Origin of the sequence: Vibrio porteresiae DSM 19223, assembly GCF_024347055.1 — a bacterium.
Classification (GTDB): domain Bacteria; phylum Pseudomonadota; class Gammaproteobacteria; order Enterobacterales; family Vibrionaceae; genus Vibrio; species Vibrio porteresiae.
On record NZ_AP024895.1, the window covers coordinates 1228120 to 1251333 of the forward strand.

Here is a 23214-nt window from a genome sequence, read left to right on the forward strand (position 1 = left end):
AGGGAGACATCTTTACCTGTGAAAAATGGATCTCTTAACGAGACTGTAGATGAGGAATACGCGAAATATTTTGCCTTGCGGGGAGGATTTTTTGCTTTTCGGGGAAATGCCCATATTTGGAATCAAGTGCAAACATTCACTGTGATCTGCCCGACATTGAATCTTTGCCTAAGTACCTGTAGCACATTAGAAAGTGATTAAGTAAAAGTTTAATTGAGAAAAGTTATCATTTCGATTGAGAAAAACGATTGGATTTTAGTCATTGTTTTAACCGAAGATAAGGATGTTAACCGAGGTTAACTTGTGTGAGGTGAGTTTAATGCTGCAATCTATTTCAGATCGTTCTATCCAATTTCAAGCAAGCAACGTGTTGCAAGGCAAGGCTGCGCGCTTTAGCTGGCTCGTCATGTTTGGGCCAGCCTTGATTGCAGCGGTTGCCTACGTCGACCCTGGTAACTTTGCCACCAATATAGAAGCTGGCGCTCGCTATGGTTACGCCCTGTTGTGGGTGGTGTTAGCCGCAAACCTGATGGCGATGTTGATTCAAGGTATGTCGGCCCGTTTGGGGCTGGCGACTGGGCAAAACTTGGCGCAAGTGATTCGAGATCGTTATCCGCGGCCAGTAGTGTGGTTTTACTGGGTTCAAGCAGAAATTGTCGCCATTGCGACCGATTTGGCGGAATTTTTAGGTGCAGCACTCGCATTTCAACTGCTGTTTGATATCCCGATGATTTATGGTGCGCTGTTAACCGGTGTGATCACTTATGCTGCGCTGCTGCTACAAAAATACGGCTTTCGCTTAATGGAGATCCTGATTGGCGCGATGATCATGGCGATCGCTTGTGGCTTTGGCGTGGAGTTACTGCTTAGTCGTCCTGATATGGCGGCATTGACGCAAGGCTTGTTGATTCCATCCTTCCCAGACAGTTATGCCATCTATCTTGCTTCAGGTATTTTAGGCGCGACGATTATGCCGCATGTGATTTACCTGCACTCTGCCTTGGCGCAAAACCGAATTAAAGTGCGCAATCAAGCAGAGCAACAAAAGGTGGCTCGCTTCTATCGCTGGGATGTGATCATTGGGATGGCACTGGCTGGTGTGGTGAATATGGCCTTGCTAGCGTTAGCCGCTTCGACATTCCACAATAATGGTCATCAAGATGTCGCGACCATTTCAGAAAGTTACCAACTGCTAACCCCGTTAATGGGTGGCAAAGCCGCGAGCATTATCTTTGGTGTTGGGTTACTTCTGGCGGGTTTATCTTCATCGATTGTGGGTACGTTATCTGGGCAGGTATTGATGCAAGGTTTTGTGCGCTTCACCATTCCTGTTGGCGTACGTCGCTTGATTACCATGATTCCCGCATTAGCTGTGATTATGTTGGGCGTATCAGAGCAAAAAGCCTTGGTTGCCAGTCAAGTGGTACTGAGTTTTGGCATCCCCTTTGCGCTAATTCCACTACTGACCTTTACCTCCAAACGTTCCGTGATGGGCGAGATGGTCAATAAAAAATGGATAACTGTGCTTGGAGGCTTGATTTGTAGTTTAATCATAGGCTTAAATGTGTATGTCATTTTTTACACTGTAGCTTAAGAACCATGCCTAAATCACAACAGTGCGCCTATTTTAATAAGACCAAAGAAGACCACCAAAGTGAGCTGGTGGAGGACTATGTTGAAGAAATTGCGGACCTTTTCCAAACTCATGGGGAGGTTCGCAGTGCCGATCTCGCCGCCCGCTTTGGTGTCAGCGCCGCCGCGGTATCTAAATTTATCACTCGCCTGAAAAAAGAGGGCTTGGTTGAATCCATGCCCTATCGAGGCGTGTTTCTCACCGACAAAGGGCGCGAACTCGCCGAAAAAGTGGCCCATCGCCATCATGTGGTATTCGAAACCTTGATTGCTTTAGGCGTACCAGAAGCGAATGCCCGTGCCGATGCAGAAGGTATTGAACACCACTGCAGCCAAGAAACCGTGATTGCCATGGAAGCGTTTTTAAGTAATAAAGTTTCTGGTTAAGAGACTTTCCTTTCACTGTGGCAGGGTGTGGCCATGCTTCACTTGGGTTATGACGTCAGCTAAATGTTAACGTTTTACCCATTCCTTTCATAATGCCTTTTCTTTGCTCAGAACGGTTGATTTGGCTGTGACTGAGATCGCAGCTTTGATATCGATATTCACCATTTTCTCTAATAAATACAGGTAATAGGGTGTAAAAGTGTGAGCTGTTCCTCTTTCTGACTACTTTGTGGAAACGTTTCCATTTGCTGGCGTTGGGATCACAGAATTTGCCTAGTGAAGTAAACATAATGTTTACATCATAAAAACATATAAAGGCTCTTACTCTATGAAACCTACCCATATTACTCTAAAAACTAAGGCGTCCTACGGCCTTGGTGCATTAGGTAAGGATCTCGCCTGTGCGCCAATCTATATCTTCTTAATGTTTTACTTCACCGATGTGGTGGGCCTTTCTGCCGCTTATGTCGGTGCGGTGTTCCTTGCTGCGCGTATTGTCGATGCGATTACCGACCCGATGATGGGGATTGTGGTGGATAACACTCGCTCACGCTTTGGTAAATTCCGTCCGTGGATTGTGATTGGGACAGTGGTGAACGCCTTTGTTCTGATTGCCCTATTTAGTACGCATATGTTCACTGGGACCAGTGCTTATGTGTATGCCGCAGCCATCTATATTTTGTGGGGCTTGACTTACACCATTATGGATATTCCTTTTTGGTCAATGATCCCAGCCATTTCTGACTCACGTCGTGAACGAGAAAAATTGGTGGTTTGGCCCCGTCTTTTCGCCAGCATTGCGTGGTTTATTGTCGGTAGCTACGGCTTAGTGATCGTGAAAGACCTCGGCAATGGCGACCAAGGCCAAGGCTTCTTCAACGTCTCTTGCATTATTGCTGTGCTGTTTGTCCTCAGTGCGCTGATTACGTTTAAAAACGTCAAAGAGAAAGTGGTGGTGTCGACTCAAACTGAAAAATTCAGTTTGAAAGATACGCTGCACATTATCGGTGGTAACGATCAATTAAAAGCACTGATTGCGACCGTTTTGAGTTTCCAGATCGCTAACCTGCTGGTAGGTGGATTTGCGATTTATTACTTCACTTATGCCATGGGCAACGCGGAACTGTTCCCGGTTTACATGATGATCGCCGGTGGCGCAGAAGTGGCTGGCGTATTCCTTTTCCCTCGTTTAGCCGCCATTTTGCCACGTAAAAATCTGTGGGTGATTGCTTGTGGTCTGCCGGTGGTTTCTTGCTTACTGCTGCTTGCGATGAGCATGATTGCGCCGGGAAATACTTTAATGATCGGCCTTGCTGGTGCAGCGATTAAGTTCGGGGTCGGTATCGCGAACGCATTGCAAACTGTGATGTTGGCCGATGTAGTGGATTACGGTGAATACAAAATTGGTCGTCGTACCGAAAGCGTTATTTTCTCGGTACAAACCATGTTGGTGAAATTTGCTGGTGCAGCAGGCGCATTCATTGTGGGTGTCGGTCTGTCAGCAATCGGTTATGTACCGAATGTAGTCCAAAGTGACAGCACTGTGTTTGGCTTGAACGTGATGATGATTGGGTTACCAACCATCATGATGGTGCTAAGTGCGATTATCTACAAACGCTACTATCGATTACACGAAGGCTTTATTCGCCCAGAAACAGAAGCGGAAACCGAGTCAGCCCTGCATGCTGCAACAGAAAAAACCGCGTAATCAGTGGCTAGGGCAAGCCTTAGTTAACATCCTGATTATGCAGAAAGAGTTATAAAAATTGTACTAAAAGGGGGAAGCGGATTGTCCCCCTTTGTTCGTCGTTATGAGGTCTTCTATTATGCGAACTTTTCACGATATTATCGCAAGCCAAGAGTGGCAAAATCCGTTAGTGGTGAAATTGGGTACACTTGCCCCTCATGCACCACTGCATAGCTTTCGTAGTGCGGACGACGCACTGACTCAGAGTCACTCGGCTCGTCATTACCTCAATGGAAAATGGCAATTCAAACTCTATTCTGCGCCCGAGCAAGTAGAGGCTGAGTTTATTCAGCCGCAAACCGATCTCAGTGCTTGGCATGAGATTAGCGTGCCCGGTAACTGGCAGATGCAAGGGTTTGATAAGCCGATTTATACCAACGTCAAATATCCGTTTCCAGATAAAGCGCCTTATGTTCCAGACGAAAACCCAACGGGCTGCTACGTGTGTGACTTTGAAGTTGATTCTCTTGGTGCAGAGCAAAGCCGCCTAGTGTTTGAAGGGGTTAACTCAGCGTTTCACCTTTGGTGTAATGGTCAATGGGTGGGGTACTCGCAAGATAGCCGTTTGCCAGCCGAATTTGATATTTCTGCTCATCTGCAATTGGGCAGCAACCGCATTGCCGTGATGGTGCTGCGCTGGTCAGATGGTTCTTATCTCGAAGACCAAGACATGTGGTGGCTGAGTGGAATTTTCCGTGACGTGTTTTGGTATCAAAAACCTCAACTCGCCATCAAAGATGTCTTTATCCGCCCAAGTTTAAGCCCTGAATATCGTGATGGAATTTTGGATATCACCACCACTTTAACCGCACCAAGCAGTGAGCATACTGTCTCTATTGCTTTGTATGACGCTCAAGGCGTTAAAGTGACGCTGCAAGGTCCTAGTGAATTGGGTACCAACAGTTATGCCGTGGATGAAAAGGGCGGCTGGGGTGATAAAGTCGAACAGCATTTTATCGTCAGTCAACCCGCGCACTGGACTGCTGAAACGCCAAATCTTTATCGCTGCGTGGTGAGTTTGCTTGATAAGCAAGGTAACACCGTCGAATGCGAAGCTTTTACCATAGGTTTTCGCTCTGTATGTATTGAAGATGGGTTGCTCAAAGTGAACGGTCAGCCTTTGCTGATTCGTGGGGTAAACCGCCATGAGCATCATCCTGAAACGGGTCACTTTGTTGATGAAGAGACCATGATTCAAGACATCGTGCTGATGAAACAGCATAACTTTAATGCGGTGCGTACTTCCCATTATCCAAACCATCCACGTTGGTACGAACTGTGCGACCAATATGGTTTGTATGTGGTAGATGAAGCCAACGTGGAAACTCACGGTCAATTTCCGATGTGCCGTTTGTCGAACGAAGTGCAATGGAACCACGCTTATATGCAGCGCATGATGGGGATGGTGGAACGAGATAAAAACCATCCATCGATCATCATCTGGTCGTTAGGCAATGAGTCGGGGATCGGTTTTAACCATCACGCCATGTACCAATGGACCAAGCAGCGCGATCCTTCGCGTCCAATTCAATATGAAGGGGGCGGTGCTAATAGCGCAGCGACCGACATCATCTGTCCGATGTATGCTCGCGTCAATCAACACCAAGGTGGGGTAAACCCGAAATACGCGATCAAAGATTGGATCGGTCATCCCGGTGAAACACGACCGCTGATTTTGTGCGAATACGCTCATGCGATGGGCAACAGCCTTGGTAGCTACAGCGAATACTGGCAAGCGTTTCGTGATTTTCCTCGTCTGCAAGGTGGGTTTATTTGGGACTGGGTTGACCAAGGTATTTCCAAATGGGACGACCAAGGCAAACACTATTGGGCTTATGGTGGCGACTTTGGTGATGAGATTAACGATCGTCAATTCTGTATTAACGGTTTGATTTGGCCTGATAGAACGCCGCATCCTACCTTGCTTGAAGCCAAGCGCGCGCAGCAGTTTTACCAAATGGCCTATGATGGGCAAAAAGCGCTGACGATAACCAGTGAGCATCTCTTTGCCAGCGAAGCACTGCTGTGCCGTTGGTCATTATTGGAAGAGGGCGTTGAGATAGCCTTTGGCGAGTTGTCACTCGAGATCGCGCCGCAAGCCTCGGTCGAAATTCCTGTCACGTTCGATAAAACCGGCTGGAAAGATGCCAATGCCTATCATCTTAATGTCGATCTGATGCTAGCGAAAGGCACGGCTTGGGCGAGTGCGGGTCACTGTGTGGCAGAGTTCCAACAGTGTTTAAAAGCCGCTTATCCTAAAACGCGGATTCCGTGCATCGATGGGCAACTGGATGTGACTGAAACTGAGCAATCACTACTGATTCGTGCAGCACAAAATCAGTGGCAGTTTGATCGCCACACTGGGTATTTAACCCAATGGATCGCCCATGACCAACATCTCTTGGTTGCACCGCTCACCGATCGTTTCTACCGCGCTCCTTTGGATAACGATATTGGCACGAGTGAAGTCGATCGCCCAGATCCCAACAGTTGGATGGCACGTTGGAAAAAGGCAGGGCTGGATCGCCTTGAAGCACATTGCAGTCAATTTAGTTATCAAACCCTTGCTCACCAAGTGTTGGTCACCGCGCAGTTTGAGCATTATGCCCTAGGGAAAAAGGTGCTTGGCAGTGTGTGGCAGTATGCTATTGATGCTCAAGGGGTGATGAACGTGAGTGTCGATGTGACCCGTTACGCTGAGTTGCCTTCTTTGGCGCGTGTTGGGATGAGTTGCGCGATACCACTGGCACAGAACGTCAGTTGGTTTGGTCGTGGCCCACATGAAAACTACCCTGATCGCCAACTGGCTGCGCGTATGGGCCGTTATCATCGCCCACTTGAAGAGTTACATACTGACTATATCTTCCCAAGTGACAATGGGTTACGCTGCGATACCCAAGAGCTCACCATTGGTGCATTAACCGTGAAAGGGCATTTCCATTTTGCGGCAAGCCGTTACAGTTTAGCCAATTTGGAACAGGCCAAACACACCAATGAACTGAATGCTGAGCCGCATATTTACCTCACCCTTGATGGTTACCATATGGGAATTGGCGGCGATGATTCATGGACACCCAGTGTCCATCGTGAATTCTTACTGGAAGCCCCTCACTACCGTTACCAAGTGAGTTTTGTTGCTGAGCCTAACGCAGGAGAAAAGTGATGAGTCAAGAAGTCTATCAACTGAGCGGCACGCGCAGTCAGTTGATTGTGCAAGTTGGTGAAGTGGCTGAAATCGTCTATTACGGTAAGCGTTTGCAGCACAAAGCCTCGCTCACTGAATTGGCCGCAATTGCTCGGGCGATTCCCTATGGGCGTTTAGATGTGGATGTGCCTGTGTCACTGAATCCTCAACTGGCAAGGGGAGCCTTTGGCTCTCCTGGGCTTGAAGGACATCGCAACGGTTTGGCTTGGGCGCCAGCATTTACCCTGCAAGAGGTAAAGCAGCAAGGAAATGGTCTCTCTTTTACCAGCCGCGATGAGTTGGCCCAACTTAGCCTAGTAGTGGAGCTTGAGCTAGACAGCGACGATGTGTTGCAAATTCGTCAAACCCTGACCAATGAAGGAGAGCAGGGGTATAGCGTGACGCGGCTAGCCAATACGCTCCCATTGCCAGAGAGAGCCAATGAAGTGCTCTCCTATTTTGGTCGTTGGGTAAAAGAGTTCCAACAAACCCGCACCTTGATTCAAGCGGGTGGTTATATTCAAGAAAACCGCCGTGGCCGCACCTCCCATGAACATTACCCAGCCTTGATGGTGGGGCCGCAAGGTTTTGCGCAAGAGAGTGGCGAGGTGTGGGGCGCACACTTGGCATGGAGCGGCAACCATCGTATGCGCGTGGATGTCAAAGCAGATGGCCGCCGCGTATTGCAAGCAGAAGCGCTTTATCTGCCAGGGGAAGTGTATCTGCAACCCACTCAGAGTATAACCACACCGACTTTGTATGTGAGCTACAGCGCGGCGGGTTTAAATGGCATGAGCCAGCAATTCCACGAACATGTGCGTCACGCCATTTTGGGTGAACGCCTGAGTAAGCCGCGTCCAGTGCATCTTAATACTTGGGAAGGCATCTATTTTAAACATGATCCTGACTACATTATGCAGATGGCAAGCGCTGCCGCTGAAATCGGCGTTGAGCGATTTATTGTCGATGATGGTTGGTTTAAAGGCCGTAACGATGATACGTCATCGCTTGGTGACTGGTTTATCGACAAACATAAATACCCGCAAGGGATACGCTCGCTGATCGAACATGTGCATGGGTTAGGGATGGAGTTTGGTTTGTGGTTTGAGCCAGAAATGGTCAACAAGGATTCCGACTTATACCGAGCTCATCCCGATTGGCTGCTAGCGGTAGAAGGCTATGATGCGCCAACGGGTCGCCACCAATATGTACTCGATTTGCAGCAAGAAGAGGTTTTTGACTACCTCTTTGAGCGGTTAGACAACTTCTTAACCAACTATCCTATCGACTACATCAAATGGGATATGAACCGAGAAATCGTCCAGCCAGCACACCATGACATGGCCGCCGGCATTGGTCAGGTTGAGCAATACTACCGTTTGGTGGATAAGCTGGTGGCGAAACATCCGGATGTGGATATTGAATCTTGTGCTGCGGGTGGCGGTCGTATCGACTTTGAAGTGTTGAAACGTACTCACCGTTTTTGGGCGTCAGATAATAACGATGCACTGGAGCGCCAGCAGATCCAACGTGGTATGAGCTACTTCTTTCCACCGGAAGTGATGGGGTCACATATTGGCGCTGAACATAGCCATACGACAAGACGCACTCATTCCCTAGGTATTCGTGGTTTAACCGCCATGCTCGGCCATATGGGACTGGAGCTTGACCCAGTCACTTTAAACGAAGAGCAAAAAGCCAATTATCGTCATTATGTTGAATTGCATAAAACATGGCGTGGTTTGCTGCACTCTGGTGTTACGTATCGGTTGACTCTTGATGATGCCCAAGCGCAACAAGGGTTAATGGTGCTAAGCGAAGATAAAGAGCTGGGTTTGGTCAATATCACCCAAACGGCGATGGGCACTTATTCGCTTTCAGGTGTTTTGCGTTTACCGGGGTTAGATCCACAAGCGAGCTATCGTATTTGTGTGATTGATGAACCGCAAGGTTTACACCAGATTGTCAATCGCCAACCCCTTTGGATGACAGAATCCACGGTACTCACCGGTGAATGGTTAGCAGAAGTAGGATTGGCGATGCCATTGATGGACCCAGAAACCGCGCTGCTATTTTCTCTAGAAAAAGAGTAGCGATTGGGCTTGGGTGCTTCGATTCAAAGCAAGATAAGCGATTCAAATTAAGATAAGCAAAGAGGACGCTGTGGCGTCCTCTCTGTTTGTACAGAGAAAACCCCCAGCTTGGCTGGGGGTTCCGTTAAGCTTATAGCTATAAGTCAGTTATAAAACCCCTTTCAATTTGTTAGAAATACCTTGTGGTCTGGCAACTACAAGAGTTAATCAGAAATTGAAAGGGGGTCCCAATATGGGGGACGAGAAGAGCTTAGCTCACACAAAATAGAACTGTAAATATCATATAGTATTCGCACCCAAATATAGAAGGCAGGTGTTCTACGGTGAAAAACGTCGAGCAGTTGGAGAAATATTGCGAAAGCTATGTGAATGGAAAGACGTGAATATACTTGAGGCTGAATGCTGTAAAGATCATGTACATATGCTTTTAGAAATCCCACCGAAGTTGAGAATTTTGGTGCCGGGGTTATTACGTTGATACAGCCGGTAAAAATACAAGCCAGATCCAAAATTACATCAAGCATCAATTAGATCAAGATAAAATGGGAGAGCAACTGTCGCTCCCATATTCAGGTAACCCGTTTACGGGTCGCAAGAAATAGTCATATGCAAATGTCAGATCACGATGCGCCTGCTAGGGCGCTGCTGGTAGGAGAGCCTTATAGGCGCATATGAAAAACCTCCGGCTATGCCGGAGGATATTTTTTTTTGTTGCTTTATCGTTGCATTGAAGCGATGGAGATTAAATCTCATCCACCACTTGTAATACCGCTGCCAGGGTATCTTCACCAAAGGCACTACTGCGCTCAGGTGACCAACCATAAAGCTCATCAGGATGGTTATCGTTATCTTTAAACGGCATTTCAATGGTGTAAGAAAGCACTTTAAATTGCTCGGCAACCCATTTAGAGCCGATCAGCAGATTGGCCGCTCCCGGCGCATTTTTAGGATAGCCGTGCTCATCTTGAAACTCTGGTGTGATAGTGAGTAGGGCTTGTTTAAAGTGCTGCTCCAGCTTCGCCATACGCTCATCGTAGCTTGGCACACCTTCGCTGCCCGCCACGAAGTTATATGGAATCGCTTCGTCGCCATGAATATCAAGGAACATATCGACACCGGTTTGCAGCATACGTTCACGCACGTAGTAAACTTCAGGGCTACGTTCAATTGATGGGGTTTGCCATTCGCGGTTTAGGTTTACCCCAATCGCGTTGCAACGCAAATGACCACGAATACCACCATCGGGGTTCATGTTTGGCACAACGTAAAACACAGCTTTATCCAGTAGTGCGCGGGCTACGGTGTCGGATTCATCCAATAAACGCTCAATTAAGCCTTCCATAAACCATTCGGCCATGGTTTCCCCTGGGTGTTGACGCGCGATGATCCAAATACGTTTTTTCCCTTGGTCGGGTTCACCTATGGTCAGCAGCGACATGTCGTTGCCATCAAGTGTTTGACCTAGGGTTTCTAATTGGCACTGATAGCTCATTTGCGCTTGATGCAGCAGATCCAAATGGCGCGAGTAACTGTAAGGCGCAAAATAGGCAAAGTAGATTGATCCAAATTCAGGAATAAACGTGGTGGTCAACGTATCACCATCAAACTCACAAGGAATACGGAACCACTCTTGACGATCGTACGAGGCGACCATGTCGTAGTCCTTCCAACCTTCTGGGTAGGCAGATTGAGACAGATTGAGTAGCTGGATTTGGTGCTGAACTTGCGCGGTGGTTTCCAAACGGAAATGGAACCATTGGGCAAATTCTGATTGGTTGTCTTTAGGAATGGTCAATTGAATATTGAGTGGGTCATCGGCGCGGACCACTTCAATATTGCCACTTTCAAAATTACTGAATACTTGCATCGTCATAAACTCGAAAAATTATTTCCATCAAATTAGCAAGAATAGCGCTTATTGAAAAGCGGCATTACCCTTTGGTTTATGGGAAATTAAGTGCTCGTCTACAGAATTATTGAGTCGGTCATTCTGATTGGCATGCAAACATTTTTTTCTACATTTCTTTCATATTTTTTCATATTTTTTCATATTGACGGCGTTATCCCGATTTTATTGGCTATAACATAATTTAATGAATAAATAGGTGTTTTTAGTAGAAATTTCTATTGGTTTCATATGGGAAGGGTAAGTACAATAAGTGAATAAAAATGGTCAATATTATCGCGAGTGTAAGCCGTGTATTAAGTAAGTTGTGCTAAGGGGATAGTGTGTTTAAGGAAAGAATTTACTGGAAGTTTATTGTGAGCTTTGTGCTCTTTGGTATCAGTATTCTGACTATCTCGCTGCTGTTACTTACTCGCCATGCCCAAGTGGTTATTGAAAGTTCTGTTGCGCAAAGTATTCAGTTTCAGCAAGCGCGTGTGGATGCTGTTGCCCGCTTTTTTACTGAATCCGGTTCGAGCTCAGTGGTGCGCTTAGCCGACAGTATGGAAGCCCACCGCTATATGCTTGATCAGAACTTAGATGATCTAAAAGTCATCTCGCGTTGGATGGAAAGTATCGTCTCCGCTTCGATGGATCACTATCGCGTTGAAATGTACGACACCCAAGGTAAAGTCATTCTTTCGTATTTCAGTAGCCCGCAAAAGTTTATCCGCCAAGATCAAACGTCCGTTGGAATGGTTCGTTTGAGTTCGAAAGTGTTACAAGAAAACGTCTTCAATCGCTACTTCCCCATAGTGCCTGCAAGCCAATATCATTTTTCCGATCACCCCAACATTAAAGTAATGTTGGTGCTGGCACCCATTTTTAAAGATGGCTATGGGCATATCGCCGGTTATGTTGGCTTGTATGTCAATGTTGATTTGTTACTTAAGGTAATGACCACCAACAATACCCTTGACCTGTTCGTTGCCGATAAGAACAACAATCTTATCGATGCGTCGATACCCAATGCGAACGCCATCTGGCTCCATTTAATCAATAACCCACAAGCCAATGACTATGTTGCCAAAGAACGCAGATTAGTCCGTTATCCGATTGAAGGGATTAACAATGGGCAAGGACTGGTTCTCTACAGTCGGGCAGCTAAATCCTTTTTGGTTGAGCGCGAGAATGAAATTCGGCAAGACATTGTGAACATCGCATTTGTTGTTTTTGTGTTCTCGATTGTGTTTGGTTTACTGCTGGCAGTGAGTCCTTCGCGAGTGGTGACTCGGTTACATCGGGTCTCTAAAGAGCGCAATCAATATCTGAAAATCATGGATCAATATGTACCGGTTCTGGAAACCGATCTGCACGGGGTGATTACCAACTGCAATAACGCTTTTGCGATCATTAGTGGTTACCCTAAAGGTCAGTTGGTGGGGCAGCGCGCCAGTGTGCTTAGCTTTTCGTCAGATAGAGCCCAAAGTCAGGATATGTGGGATACGCTAACCCGCAGGCTGCCTTGGCAGGGCGAATTTCATAACGTCACTTTGGATGGGCGCGAGTTTTGGCTCTTTAGTACGGTGATTCCTATTTACCATGATGGCAAGGTCACCGGATATATGTCGGTTTCGACCGACAAGACGGAGAAAAAACGTCTCGAATTACTGGCGGAGATGGATTCCTTAACCAAGCTTTATAACCGTGCCAAATTGGACAAGTGTTTAGCGCAAGAGCAATCACGAGCTCGTCGTTACGGCACCTATTTCTCAATCATTTTGTTGGATGTCGATCTATTTAAGCAGGTTAACGATACCTACGGGCATCTTATCGGTGACAAAGTGCTGCACCAACTTGCGATCATGCTTAACCACAGCACCCGGATTACCGATGAAGTGGGGCGCTGGGGCGGTGAAGAATTTATGATTGTTTGCCCTGAAACTGATCTTGAACAAGCGGAAATCGTGGCAGAGAAAGTACGCAAAGCTGTTGAAGAATATGAGTTCCCAGAAGCGGGAAATATCACGGTGAGTCTTGGAGTTGCCATGTATGAAGCGCCTCTGGACTTGCAACGCACCATTGCCGAAGCGGATTGCTATCTCTACGAGGCGAAGAAACTCGGCCGAAACCGAGTTGCTAGCCGCTTATCAAAAGTCACATCATTAAAAACGGTTGGAAAGGCAAGGTCTTGAGCTTGCCCTTGTCCTTGCCCTTTCTCGCCCTATTCCCTATTTAACGCATTTGCAGTTGAGCATCACGCGCGGATTTTGGCTGCGGAAACGCCTCATTCAACAGGTGTAAATCGTCTTGAGTAAGCAGCAGCTCTGCTGCGTCTAAGTTCTCTTTGACGCGCTCAAGGTGGGTCGATTTAGGAATGGCAATAACGCCTTTTTGGGCAAGCAGCCAGGCTAACGCTATTTGAGCAGTGGTTGCATCATGGCGTTCGGCCAATTGACGTAACACCGGATGTTGCAGCAAGTGGCCTTGGTCAAGCGGGCAATAAGCCATTAACGAAATTTGCTTACTGTCCATAAAGGGTTTTAATGCGTAATCGGCTTCACGACGTTTGAGGTTATACAACACTTGGTTGGTTGCACATAGGCTAAGCTGGTCGGCATCACACCACTCTTGCATGTCATCAAGGTCAAGGTTACTGACGCCGTAGTCGACGATTTTGCCTTGTTCCCGCAGTTGATAGAGCGCTTCTAAGGTCTCTGCAAAAGGCACCGAGCCACGCCAGTGCAGCAGATACAAATCCAAATGATCGGTATTTAAGCGGCGCAGTGAACGCTCACAAGCAGTAATCACCTGTTTGCGACCGGCATGATGAGGATAGAACTTACTGACAAGATAGAGATTGTCACGATAGCCACGCATCGCTTCGCCAGTGATCAGCTCCGCTTCACCTTCACCATACATTTCTGCAGTATCAATAAGCTTGGCGCCATACTCAATACCAAAACGTAACGCTGCCACTTCTTGCTGGCGTTGGGATTTGTTTTCACCCATATACCAAGTGCCTAGCCCTAAGCGAGGAATCCGCTTTTGTGAGGGAAGTTGAATGTCTGCCATGGAATTCTCCTTTACCAAAAGGTGCAATGTTCAGTTGAGTGGCCTTGGGCTAACAGCTGAATGAATGAGAGCTTTTTATTGTAACGAGGCTCGACAGGGCGTGCTATGGGCTTAACGCCAATAAGTCTCAAATCTATAGAGGAATTTTTGTGCATGGTGACAAATCAACCGGTGTCTACCAGAAACAGTGCTGATGAAATGAAAAAAGCACCGCAAGTCAGCGGTGCTTTTTGATTCGAACCAACGGCATGCTCTTATTGAGATTAACCGAAATGACCACCTACGTAGTCTGCTGTCATCGTTTGATCAGGAGAGTTAAAGATCTTCTCAGTAGGAGCAAACTCGATAAGCTTACCTAAGTGCATAAACGCAGTGTAATCAGAGATACGTTTCGCCTGTTGCATGTTGTGCGTCACGATAACAATAGTGAAGTCACGACGTAGCTTAGTGATCAGCTCTTCGATACCTTGCGTTGCAATTGGGTCAAGCGCAGAGGTAGGTTCATCCATCAGCAATACTTCTGGTTTCAGCGCGATAGCACGAGCGATACACAGACGTTGCTGTTGACCACCTGAAAGACCCGCAGCATCAGTGTGCAGCTTCTCTTTCACTTCTTTCCATAGACGAGCTTGCTCAAGAGCTTGTTGAACTCGCGCATCCATTTCTTTCTTCGAGAGATTTTCTTTCAAACGCAAACCGAACGCGATGTTTTCATAAATGCTCATCGGGAATGGTGTTGGTTTTTGGAAAATCATGCCCACTTCACCGCGCAATTGGTTGAGGTCATAACTGCTCTCAAGGATGTTAGTTTCATCCAACATGATGGTGCCGCGCGCATGTTGTTTTGGGTAGAGCTTATAGATACGGTTTAGTGTACGTAGCAAGGTCGATTTGCCACAACCAGACGGACCAATAATAGCGGTAACGCGGTTTTTATAAATCGGCATATTGATGTCGAATAAGGCTTGTTTGCCTTCACCGTAGAAGAAGTTCAGACCTTCAACACTCATACGTTTTTCTGATGCGACAGCACTGTCAGTTTCTGCTGCGATTTCACGAATTGCTTGAGGTTCAATAAACGAGGTCATCATAGTTACCGCCTATTAATTAATGCTGGAATGGAACGTGAAAGAATGTTGAGCGCTAGGATTGTCGTTGTAATGATCAGTGCACCTGTCCACGCCAAGTTATTCCACGTTTCATATGGGCTCATCGCCAAGTTGTAGATTGTCACAGGAAGGTTTGCCATTGGGCCTGCCATATCCAGAGACATAAATGAGTTACTTAATGAGGTAAACAGCAAAGGTGCTGTCTCACCTGCGATACGTGCAAAAGAGAGCAAAATACCAGTGACGATACCTGCACCTACGCTGCGATAGCTCAGTGCTGTGGTCACTTTCCACATTGGAGCACCGATACCCGCGCCAGCTTCACGTAAGCTAGGTGGAACCAATTTCAACATCTCTTCTGTGGTTGAAATGATCATTGGCAAAGCAATGATGGCGAGTGCAATTGCACCGGCCCAACCTGAAAAGTGATGAAATGGTGCCACGAAGATCAAGTAGACAAACAGACCAATCAGAATCGATGGTGATGACATCAACATCCCGTTCATAAAACGGATGGTGTCAGCCATTTTTGACTCTTTACCAAATTCTGCAAGCCATGTACCGGCCATCACACCGATTGGAATCGCAATCAGGATACCCAATACGCTGATCATCACTGAACCGACAATCGCATTAGCCAGACCGCCATCTGTGTCGCCAGGAGCGGGTAGGGATTTGGTAAACACATCTAAGTTAAGTGCGACTGTGCCTTTGCTGATGAGGCTGTACATGATGGCTGCCAGAATGAACAGACCAATCGTTGTTGCCGCAAAACACGCTGCTTTGAACAGCCAGTTTTTCACTTTACGAGCTCTCATTATGCCACCTTACTTTTACGTAGTTGCAGACGGGCATATCCCATAACAAGGAATGTCACAATGAACAGCACTAGGCCTAATGCCATGAGTGAAGCCATTTTGATGCCATCCGCTTCGTTGAACTGGTTTGCAATCGTCGCGGAGATCGAGGTTGCTGGCATAAACAGTGATGAGCTAATGTCTTGCGAGTTACCGATGACAAACGTCACCGCCATGGTTTCCCCAAGCGCGCGGCCAAGTGCCAGAATAAAAGCACCAAACACCGAGCTTTTGATGGATGGCAGCAGGATATTGCTGATCACTTCGTAGGTGTTCGCGCCAATGCCGTATGAGGATTCACGAAGTACATTAGGTACTGTGCTCAGTGCATCTTTAATCAACGAGGTCATGATAGGCAGAATCATGAACGAAAGAATGATGCCTGCAGTTAATAATCCTTGTCCTAGTGGTGCACCGCTAAACAGTGGACCAATCACAGGAATCACACCCATGTGCTCAATCATCCACAATTGCGGACCTTCAGCAAACCAAGGAGCGAACACGAACAAGCCCCACATACCATAGATGATACTTGGAACAGCAGAGAGCAGCTCAATCGCTAGACCAACTGGATAAGATATCCATTTTGGAAGTAGCTCAGAGAGTGTAATCGCAATCGCAATACCAATCGGTGTTGCAATAATGACTGCGATGATCGAAGAAACTAAAGTGCCATAAAGGGCGTTACCCGCGCCGAAGACAAAATTAATAGGATCCCATTCTGTACTGAAGATAAAACTAAGACCGAATTCCTGTACTGCTGGCATCGCTCCGCCTACTAACGTAGCGAAGATAGCGGCCATCATTACAGTGATCAGCAAGGCGGTACTGAAACTACCTTGTTTAAAACAACGATCATAAATAGCGTGAGAAGCAATCACAGATTCATACCGTTTTAAATAAAAAGGGAATACGACCCCTGATGTCATCACCAGAGGCCATTAAAAAATTACTACTTTAGACTCTGGCGATTAGTAAACTTTCTTACCGTTCGCTTTGATGTCTTTTGACCACATGTCGTTAACCATGGTCACAACAGATTTAGGCATTGGAACATAACCTAGGCCTGTTGCTAGATCGCCGTGCTCATAACCCCATTGGAAGAATTTCAACACTTCTTTAGCGTTATCTGCATTCGCTTGATCTTTGTACATCAAGATGAATGTCGCAGCGGTCATTGGCCATGATTTCGCGCCAGGTTGGTTGTTTAGGTCGATAGCAAAGCCAGGTGCTGAGTTCCAATCTGCGTTAGCTGCAGCGGCTTGGAATGTTTCAAGAGAAGGCTCTACGAAGGTACCTGCACTGTTTTTCATTGCGGTGTAGATCAGTTTGTTTTGTTCCGCGTAAGCGTATTCAACATAACCAATCGCACCTGGAGTACGTTTCACTAAGTTAGCAACACCTGCGTTACCTTTACCGCCTAGGTTTGTTGCTGCTTTTGGCCATACCACTTCTTTACCTTGACCTACTTGTTCTTTCCAGTCGTTGCTGACTTTTGCTAGGTAACCGGTGTAGTTGAATGAAGTACCTGAAGCATCAGAACGGTGAACAGTCACGATAGGTTGGTGTGGCAGAGTCAAAGAGGCGTTGTCTACTTTAACTGCTTTGTCATCCCAGAATTTCACTTTACCTAGGTAGATGTCAGCCAGTAGTTCACCAGAGATTTTCAGTTCGCCAGCGTTAATTCCTTTAACATTCACAACTGGAACGATAGAACCCATAACAGCTGGGAATTGTACCAAGCCGATTTTGTCTAGTTGTGTTTCGGTTAGCGGAGCATCAGAAGCACCAAAATCAACAGTTTTTGCAGAGATTTGTTTGATACCACCGCCAGAACCGATCGCTTGATAGTTAAGTTTTACGCCAGTTTCTGCTTGGTATTCTTTTGCCCATTTCATGTACACAGGATATGGGAATGTTGCGCCTGCACCGTTGATTGTTGTATCTGCGAAAGCACCAGCAGATAGCATGGTTAGTGAAGCAGCTAATACCGCAAATTTTTTCATTTTTTGAATCCCTAAAAGATGACTTGTTGGTTCGGGAATGGATGTTAGGGAGATATTTTTAAGAGATAAAGTTTCATTTTTAAAAATAACTTTCCGAATATGAGGGTCTAAAAAAGTCATTTTGAAATATTACTGACACAATATTGAGTTAATACAAAAGGGGTATTGATAGGTGTAACCGTGGGAATTTCTTTGATTGATAGGCGTTGGCTGGCTTTTGTAATCTTTCTGTCACATTGGTGACATTTAAAGTTCTTATTCAAAATGCACAAAAAAACAGCACATGCCGAGGGTTTATAGTCGCTGGTGATGAAGTGACTAATTTATATGCGCAAACGCTATATTGGTGGCGAATCTGGAGAAAAAGTTCAATGCCTTAAGCAATCGGTTGAGTGAATAGTCAAGGCGACTCTATATGATTTGTCAATAAAGATGAGGCTTTGTTTTGAGATGGGTTCCGCTTCAAGTGCAATGAGTGCACTTGAAGGGAACGAAACGAGTCAATAAAGAAGTGGTTATTGGATGTCGTAGGTGACAGTGATATTAAATTCCCGTTGCAGCCAATCCACATTGCTTGGGGCTGCAGGAAATGGGCTCGCTTTGGCCAGCATTTTTACCGCAGCTTTATTAAAGGCGCGAATACGTGACGCTTTGGCAATCTCTGCTTTGAGCACTTTACCTTGTCGGTCTAGGGTGAAAATCAAGGTGACTTCCCCACGGATGCGACTTGAGCTCATCAAATTAGGCGCCATTTTCTTCGCCAGTAAATGTTGCCGTACTAAATAGTCATACTGTTCGCTAGCACTTGCTGCAGCGCGGTTGGCTAAGCCAGTTTCGCTTTGTTGCTGGCTATCTTGAGTTGAACCGTTCACTCCTTGCTCACCGGCGACGCTATCAATCGATTGAGTCTGAGCGATAGCCGCTTTGCTCACTTTGGGCTGCTCTTCTTGTTTAGGCTCTGGTTCTTTTTTTACCACCTCTTTAGGTGGGGACTCTTTGGGCTTAACTTCTTGCGGTTTGGGGACAGCCTTAACGAGTGCTTTGGGCGTTTCTATTGGCTTCGTCTTTTTAATTGGCTTTTCTTCACGCTGCTCTTCTGGTTTTACAGGCTTAGGTTCAACATTGGCTTGCATCTCTTTCGCTTCGTTTTGTGCCTGCTTCGCATGGCTTGTTGCAGCCCCTGCAAGAGCCGCTTGCAAGCCCAGTGATATCGCCAGTTTGTCATTACTCTTCACTGGCGTTGGCGGTAACGATTGTATTTGCCACAACACCATCGCCAAAATCACTAGGTGCAAAGCAACAGAAAACACCAAACTCAGAGAGAAGCGAGTTTGAGTCGGGAATTTCATTTAGCGCCCCGTCTCTTTCAGAGCCAATTGGGTGACATCGAGCGGTACCGATTGCAACAAGGTAAATAGTTGCACCATACGTTCCATGGGCACTTGTTTGTCACTATTGACGATCACCTGCAGATCGGGATGAGCAAGTTTGCGCTGCTTTAATGTATCTACCAGCGTTTCACTGTTCATCGGCTGTTGGTCGATATACCAGTTGTCATCTTGGTTGATAATCGAGAGCGTGACACTCTCTTTTTTTACAGTGATGGTCTGTGCCGTGGCATCTGTGCTCGGCAAGCTCACTTCCATTGACGCCAGTGGCGTATTGATCATGAGCATCATAAACGCGATCAGCGTGAAGATAACGTCGATCATCGCCGTTAAAGGTTCAGATGCACCTTGCTCTTCTTCTAAGGCACTATTATTAATCATTTTTGGCCTCTGCAACTAAGTGAGTTAAGCAGCAGCGGTTAAGAAGATCGGTCACATCGCTCAAATGGTAACGAATGCGAGACTGAAACATTGCATGGCACATGACGCAGAGAACCGCGATGATCATCCCTGCTGCCGTTGTCGATAGGGCTTGCCATAAACCGTCCGCAACTAACGCAGGTTCAACGGGACCATTACTCAGTCCAATATTATGAAATGAGCGCATTAGACCGACTATCGTACCCAGCAGCCCCAGCATAGGCGCTAATGTTGCGATGGTAGTTAGGGCCGATAAGCGACGACGTAAGGTTTTGGTGTAACGGGCAAGCCACAAGCCTAATGCTTCTTCGCGCAGCTCTTTATCCATGGACGTTGTGCTAGCAAATTCACTCATTGCCGCTTGATAGCCCTCGCCAGAAGAGGCGATGGCGTTACTCACTTGGTTCACTTCACCATTGTTAAGCAGAGCTTGTACTTGTTGCTGCTGCTTTTGCGACAGGACCTTACAACGCAAGGCTGCCACACTGCGATCGAGAATCAGCGCCAACGCGATCAATGAACAGATCAGCAGTGGAATAGCGGTCGCTATGGACCAGATATCTTGGTTTAAAATGACATCACTCATTGAAATTCGCCTCTATTAATTAAGGTCATTGTTTTTAATTGGTCGTGTTTTCTATCGGTAGTTCAATTCGCGTTTGGCTCGCGGGTTGCGGAAATATCTTATCTGCCCACTGGGTGAGCGATGCTTTGCTTATGTTTTCATCTAACGAAAGCATGCGCGTTAAATACTCAGGGGATTGATAACGTTCAAAACTCAGTTGCAGACGGCGCAGCCAAGTGTTTGGCGATTGCAAACGAACCTGCTCGGCAAACTCAATATCATCTTTGATGAGGTCGATATTCTCTTGCTCAATCTGACGGTCAAGGTGGTTGAGCACCTCGGTTGCGGCGGCAATCAGCTCATCGACACGCAGTGGGTCGGTGGTAAAGCTGAGTGTGGATTCCACCTGATTATTTTTGTTCAAGTTCATCTCAAAGTTCATGCGATACACACCACCAAGTTGGTGACGCAGACGGTTTTTCAGCGCGCGCTGCGCAATTGGATTGAGCGCAGATATCTCAAAACTCGCCTCTGGCGACCATTGCATCGGCGTTTGTGACTTCACCGTTACTGTGGCTTTGTTGTCATGGTAAATGTGTTTCACTGTTTTGGTTGAAGCTGGTTGCTTAAGGTGTGTGTCCTGCTTAGCGCTTTCCTGTGTAGCGGAAGTGTTGGCCACGCGATGGTCGCGCTTAATGCCAGCAAGATACGGCAGCACATTTTGCTCGATAGATTGGCTAGATAGCTTCCCAACGATATAGAGATCAATCGGTTGACGAGCTAATACGCGAACGGTTTGTTGTAATTGGGCTGTGCTAAATTGTTCTACCTGGGCTAGCTCGGCTTTATTGGTGAGCTGCTTCGCCAGATCCTTTTTCAAATCAGTGATATTGAGATCAAGCCATTGCGGTGCTTGTTGCATCGCTGCGTAACTTTGCATCGCTTGGCTAAGGTGTGTGTCCTTTTTAGCGGCCGTTTTGCTCTCCAACATTAAACCGAGGTCAAGTTGTTGCTGGTGGGGTGCCCATTGCCATGCCACCTTGTGACTGTCGCGCCAATCGTTAAAAGCGGTTTGTGTCGCAAAGGCGTAGTCTGCCTGTTGCCAAAGTTGGTAAGCCGTTTGGGTTAACCAATCTGGCTGATGCAAGGTGTTGGCTGTTGTTTGTGAGAGCAGACGTAAATACACCTTACCTTGCGCCGGTTGATCTAACCAAGTGACCGTGTCACCATTTTTTAGCGTCCAGCGGGTTACATGATCACGTGACCACGCTTGTTTGCTGGCAATGTTGAGCTCTGCCTGCTTAAGTTCGGGCACTGTAGGTAGCTGTTTAAGTTGTTTCGGCGCTGCCTTTTTTGTCACCATCGCTACCGCGGGTGCTTTTTCTAACCTTGTGTTGCTCAGGGTTTGCTGTAGCTTTCGCACTTGCTCTTTGCTTGGTAACTCGGCGTCACGATTGCCAGGGACTTGGTAAAACAAAAACTGATCTTGGCTGGAAAGTAGCTCGTGTAAACGACGATTTAAACTCTCTACGGTTTGACCCGTAATGGCTTTACGCAGCAGCGGTTCGCTCGCTTCATAACTGGTTAGTACGCCATTTTGCATAATCGCAGAGGCAATTTTGTCCTCCCAATCGGTGTAAGTGCGGTGGGTACTTGCGATGCGGTTGTTGTCTAGCGAGCGTAATAAGGTCTGCTTCAGTTTGATCAGCTCTTTTTCATCAATGCCATTTTGCAGTAGACGTTGCCACTCGGTTAAAGCAATGGTTAATCCTCGTTGGTGATCGAGTGTACGCACTTGAAAGGCAATAATGCCACGCTCTGGCGTTGGCTCTTTAGCGGTGACCAAAATGGATTTGATATCGCTTTCATTTTTATAGCGTTCTTTAGCTCGTGACAGCTCAGTTTTCATCAGTCGACGTAACATGTTCTGCTGAATGCGCTGCTCAATACCAGCATCCGTTGCACGGCTAAGCAGGGGAAACCTCAGTCCAAAAGTGGTGAATGATGAGGTACCTTGTGGGTCTTGAACTTTGCCGATATAGAGATCGTTCACGAGTGGAAAATCGACATAATCGCGATTGACGACGTTCGCTTTTTCGCCTTGTCCAAATGCTTGTTCGATCGCCGCTTTAGCGCGCTTCGCCGTTACATTGCCGCTCACAATCAGGGTCATGTTCGCTGGCACATAATAGGTGTCGAGAAACGCACGAATGTCGCTTGCAGTGGTTTGTTGAATGGTTTGAGCAAACCCAATCGTTGGACCATTGGTATAGCGAGAATCATGACGAATAACCGCTTTCTTTTGGTCGTTAATGCGGCTTGCTACGCCTTCGCCCAGACGTAACTCTTCCAAAATAACCTTTTTCTCAATCTTCCATTCATCTGGTTGAATAGTTGGGTGCAAGCTTAAATTTGCTAATAGGGCAATGGATTGCTCTAAATTTAATACGTCATTAGGACGAGTTCGCACCATAAATTGTGTTTCAGTTGGGCGAGTTAATGCATTTATTTGCAGACCCGATTTCCAACCGATTTGATTTAAAAATTGATGGATACTAATGCCGTAAATATCGTTATGGCGAAACACCATATGTTCAACAATATGCGCAATACCGGGGATGGTGTCATCAATAGAACCCGCATGAACCACTAAACGTAAATTAAAGGGTTCGCTACTATTTTTACTCGGGTAAATAATGTATTGGAAACCGTTAGGAAGCTCACCAACGGTTAACTTTTCGTCCCATTGTTGGGCGGAAAACACCGTAGTAGAGAAGAAGTAGCAAATGCTAATTAAGCAAATTGTGAGAGTGCGCATTATTATGACCGATTAAAAAGAAGTATTACAAATTGTAACCATGAATTG

General features: G+C 46.6%; 16 protein-coding genes and 1 pseudogene. 7 read left to right on the plus strand and 10 right to left on the minus strand.

Annotation, left to right across the window (positions count from 1 at the left end):
* The first annotated feature begins 319 nt into the window (after positions 1-319).
* The 6 genes and pseudogenes from OCV11_RS05750 to tnpA all read left to right on the plus strand — a co-directional run bounded on the left by OCV11_RS05750 (position 320) and on the right by tnpA (position 9645).
* Positions 320-1594, plus strand: a complete 1275-nt coding sequence (locus OCV11_RS05750; RefSeq protein ID WP_261895594.1) for an Nramp family divalent metal transporter — start codon at positions 320-322, stop codon at positions 1592-1594.
* A 5-nt stretch (positions 1595-1599) separates the two neighbouring features.
* Positions 1600-2019, plus strand: a complete 420-nt coding sequence (mntR, locus tag OCV11_RS05755) for a manganese-binding transcriptional regulator MntR (RefSeq protein ID WP_261895596.1) — start codon at positions 1600-1602, stop codon at positions 2017-2019.
* Positions 2020-2347: 328 nt separating this feature from the next.
* Positions 2348-3727: a melibiose:sodium transporter MelB gene (melB, locus tag OCV11_RS05760; RefSeq protein WP_261895597.1), complete on the plus strand. Its 1380-nt coding sequence runs from the start codon at positions 2348-2350 to the stop codon at positions 3725-3727.
* A 118-nt stretch (positions 3728-3845) separates the two neighbouring features.
* Positions 3846-6929, plus strand: a complete 3084-nt coding sequence (locus OCV11_RS05765; RefSeq protein WP_261895598.1) for a beta-galactosidase — start codon at positions 3846-3848, stop codon at positions 6927-6929.
* Entirely contained in the window at positions 6929-9043 is a 2115-nt protein-coding gene (locus OCV11_RS05770; RefSeq protein WP_261895600.1) for an alpha-galactosidase, read from the plus strand. The genes OCV11_RS05765 and OCV11_RS05770 overlap by 1 nt, the downstream gene beginning before the upstream one ends.
* 283 nt (positions 9044-9326) lie before the next feature.
* Positions 9327-9645, plus strand: a pseudogene (gene tnpA, locus OCV11_RS05775) (IS200/IS605 family transposase).
* Between the two features lie 140 nt (positions 9646-9785).
* Here the strand turns inward: tnpA and OCV11_RS05780 are convergent.
* On the minus strand, positions 9786-10910 hold the full coding sequence (locus tag OCV11_RS05780; RefSeq protein WP_261895602.1) for a M14 family metallopeptidase: 1125 nt from the start codon (positions 10908-10910) through the stop codon (positions 9786-9788).
* A gap of 362 nt (positions 10911-11272) precedes the next feature.
* Between OCV11_RS05780 and OCV11_RS05785 the strand changes: the two genes are divergently transcribed.
* Positions 11273-13123, plus strand: coding sequence for a sensor domain-containing diguanylate cyclase (locus OCV11_RS05785; RefSeq protein ID WP_261895603.1), 1851 nt, complete (start codon positions 11273-11275; stop codon positions 13121-13123).
* Positions 13124-13163: 40 nt separating this feature from the next.
* Here the strand turns inward: OCV11_RS05785 and OCV11_RS05790 are convergent, their stop codons facing one another.
* The 9 genes from OCV11_RS05790 to OCV11_RS05830 all read right to left on the minus strand — a co-directional run bounded on the left by OCV11_RS05790 (position 13164) and on the right by OCV11_RS05830 (position 23166).
* Positions 13164-14003 (minus strand): aldo/keto reductase, encoded by an 840-nt coding sequence (locus OCV11_RS05790; RefSeq protein ID WP_261895604.1) that lies wholly within the window; start codon positions 14001-14003, stop codon positions 13164-13166.
* Between the two features lie 263 nt (positions 14004-14266).
* The gene (pstB, locus tag OCV11_RS05795; protein ID WP_373332806.1) at positions 14267-15094 is read right to left on the minus strand and encodes a phosphate ABC transporter ATP-binding protein PstB; all 828 of its coding nucleotides are present in this window, start codon (positions 15092-15094) and stop codon (positions 14267-14269) included.
* A 2-nt stretch (positions 15095-15096) separates the two neighbouring features.
* Positions 15097-15930: a phosphate ABC transporter permease PstA gene (gene pstA, locus OCV11_RS05800; protein ID WP_261895605.1), complete on the minus strand. Its 834-nt coding sequence runs from the start codon at positions 15928-15930 to the stop codon at positions 15097-15099.
* A complete protein-coding gene (pstC, locus tag OCV11_RS05805) occupies positions 15930-16850 on the minus strand; it encodes a phosphate ABC transporter permease subunit PstC (RefSeq protein WP_261895607.1) in 921 nt (306 codons plus the stop codon). The genes pstA and pstC overlap by 1 nt, the downstream gene beginning before the upstream one ends.
* Positions 16851-16940: 90 nt before the next feature.
* The gene (pstS, locus tag OCV11_RS05810; protein ID WP_261895608.1) at positions 16941-17975 is read right to left on the minus strand and encodes a phosphate ABC transporter substrate-binding protein PstS; all 1035 of its coding nucleotides are present in this window, start codon (positions 17973-17975) and stop codon (positions 16941-16943) included.
* A gap of 515 nt (positions 17976-18490) precedes the next feature.
* Positions 18491-19324 (minus strand): TonB family protein, encoded by an 834-nt coding sequence (locus OCV11_RS05815; protein WP_261895610.1) that lies wholly within the window; start codon positions 19322-19324, stop codon positions 18491-18493.
* A complete protein-coding gene (locus OCV11_RS05820) occupies positions 19325-19744 on the minus strand; it encodes an ExbD/TolR family protein (protein WP_261895611.1) in 420 nt (139 codons plus the stop codon).
* A complete protein-coding gene (locus OCV11_RS05825; protein WP_261895613.1) occupies positions 19737-20369 on the minus strand; it encodes a MotA/TolQ/ExbB proton channel family protein in 633 nt (210 codons plus the stop codon). Before OCV11_RS05825 ends, OCV11_RS05820 begins: the two co-directional genes overlap by 8 nt.
* A 34-nt stretch (positions 20370-20403) precedes the next feature.
* A complete protein-coding gene (locus OCV11_RS05830) occupies positions 20404-23166 on the minus strand; it encodes a M16 family metallopeptidase (protein ID WP_261895614.1) in 2763 nt (920 codons plus the stop codon).
* Between the last annotated feature and the right edge of the window lie 48 nt (positions 23167-23214).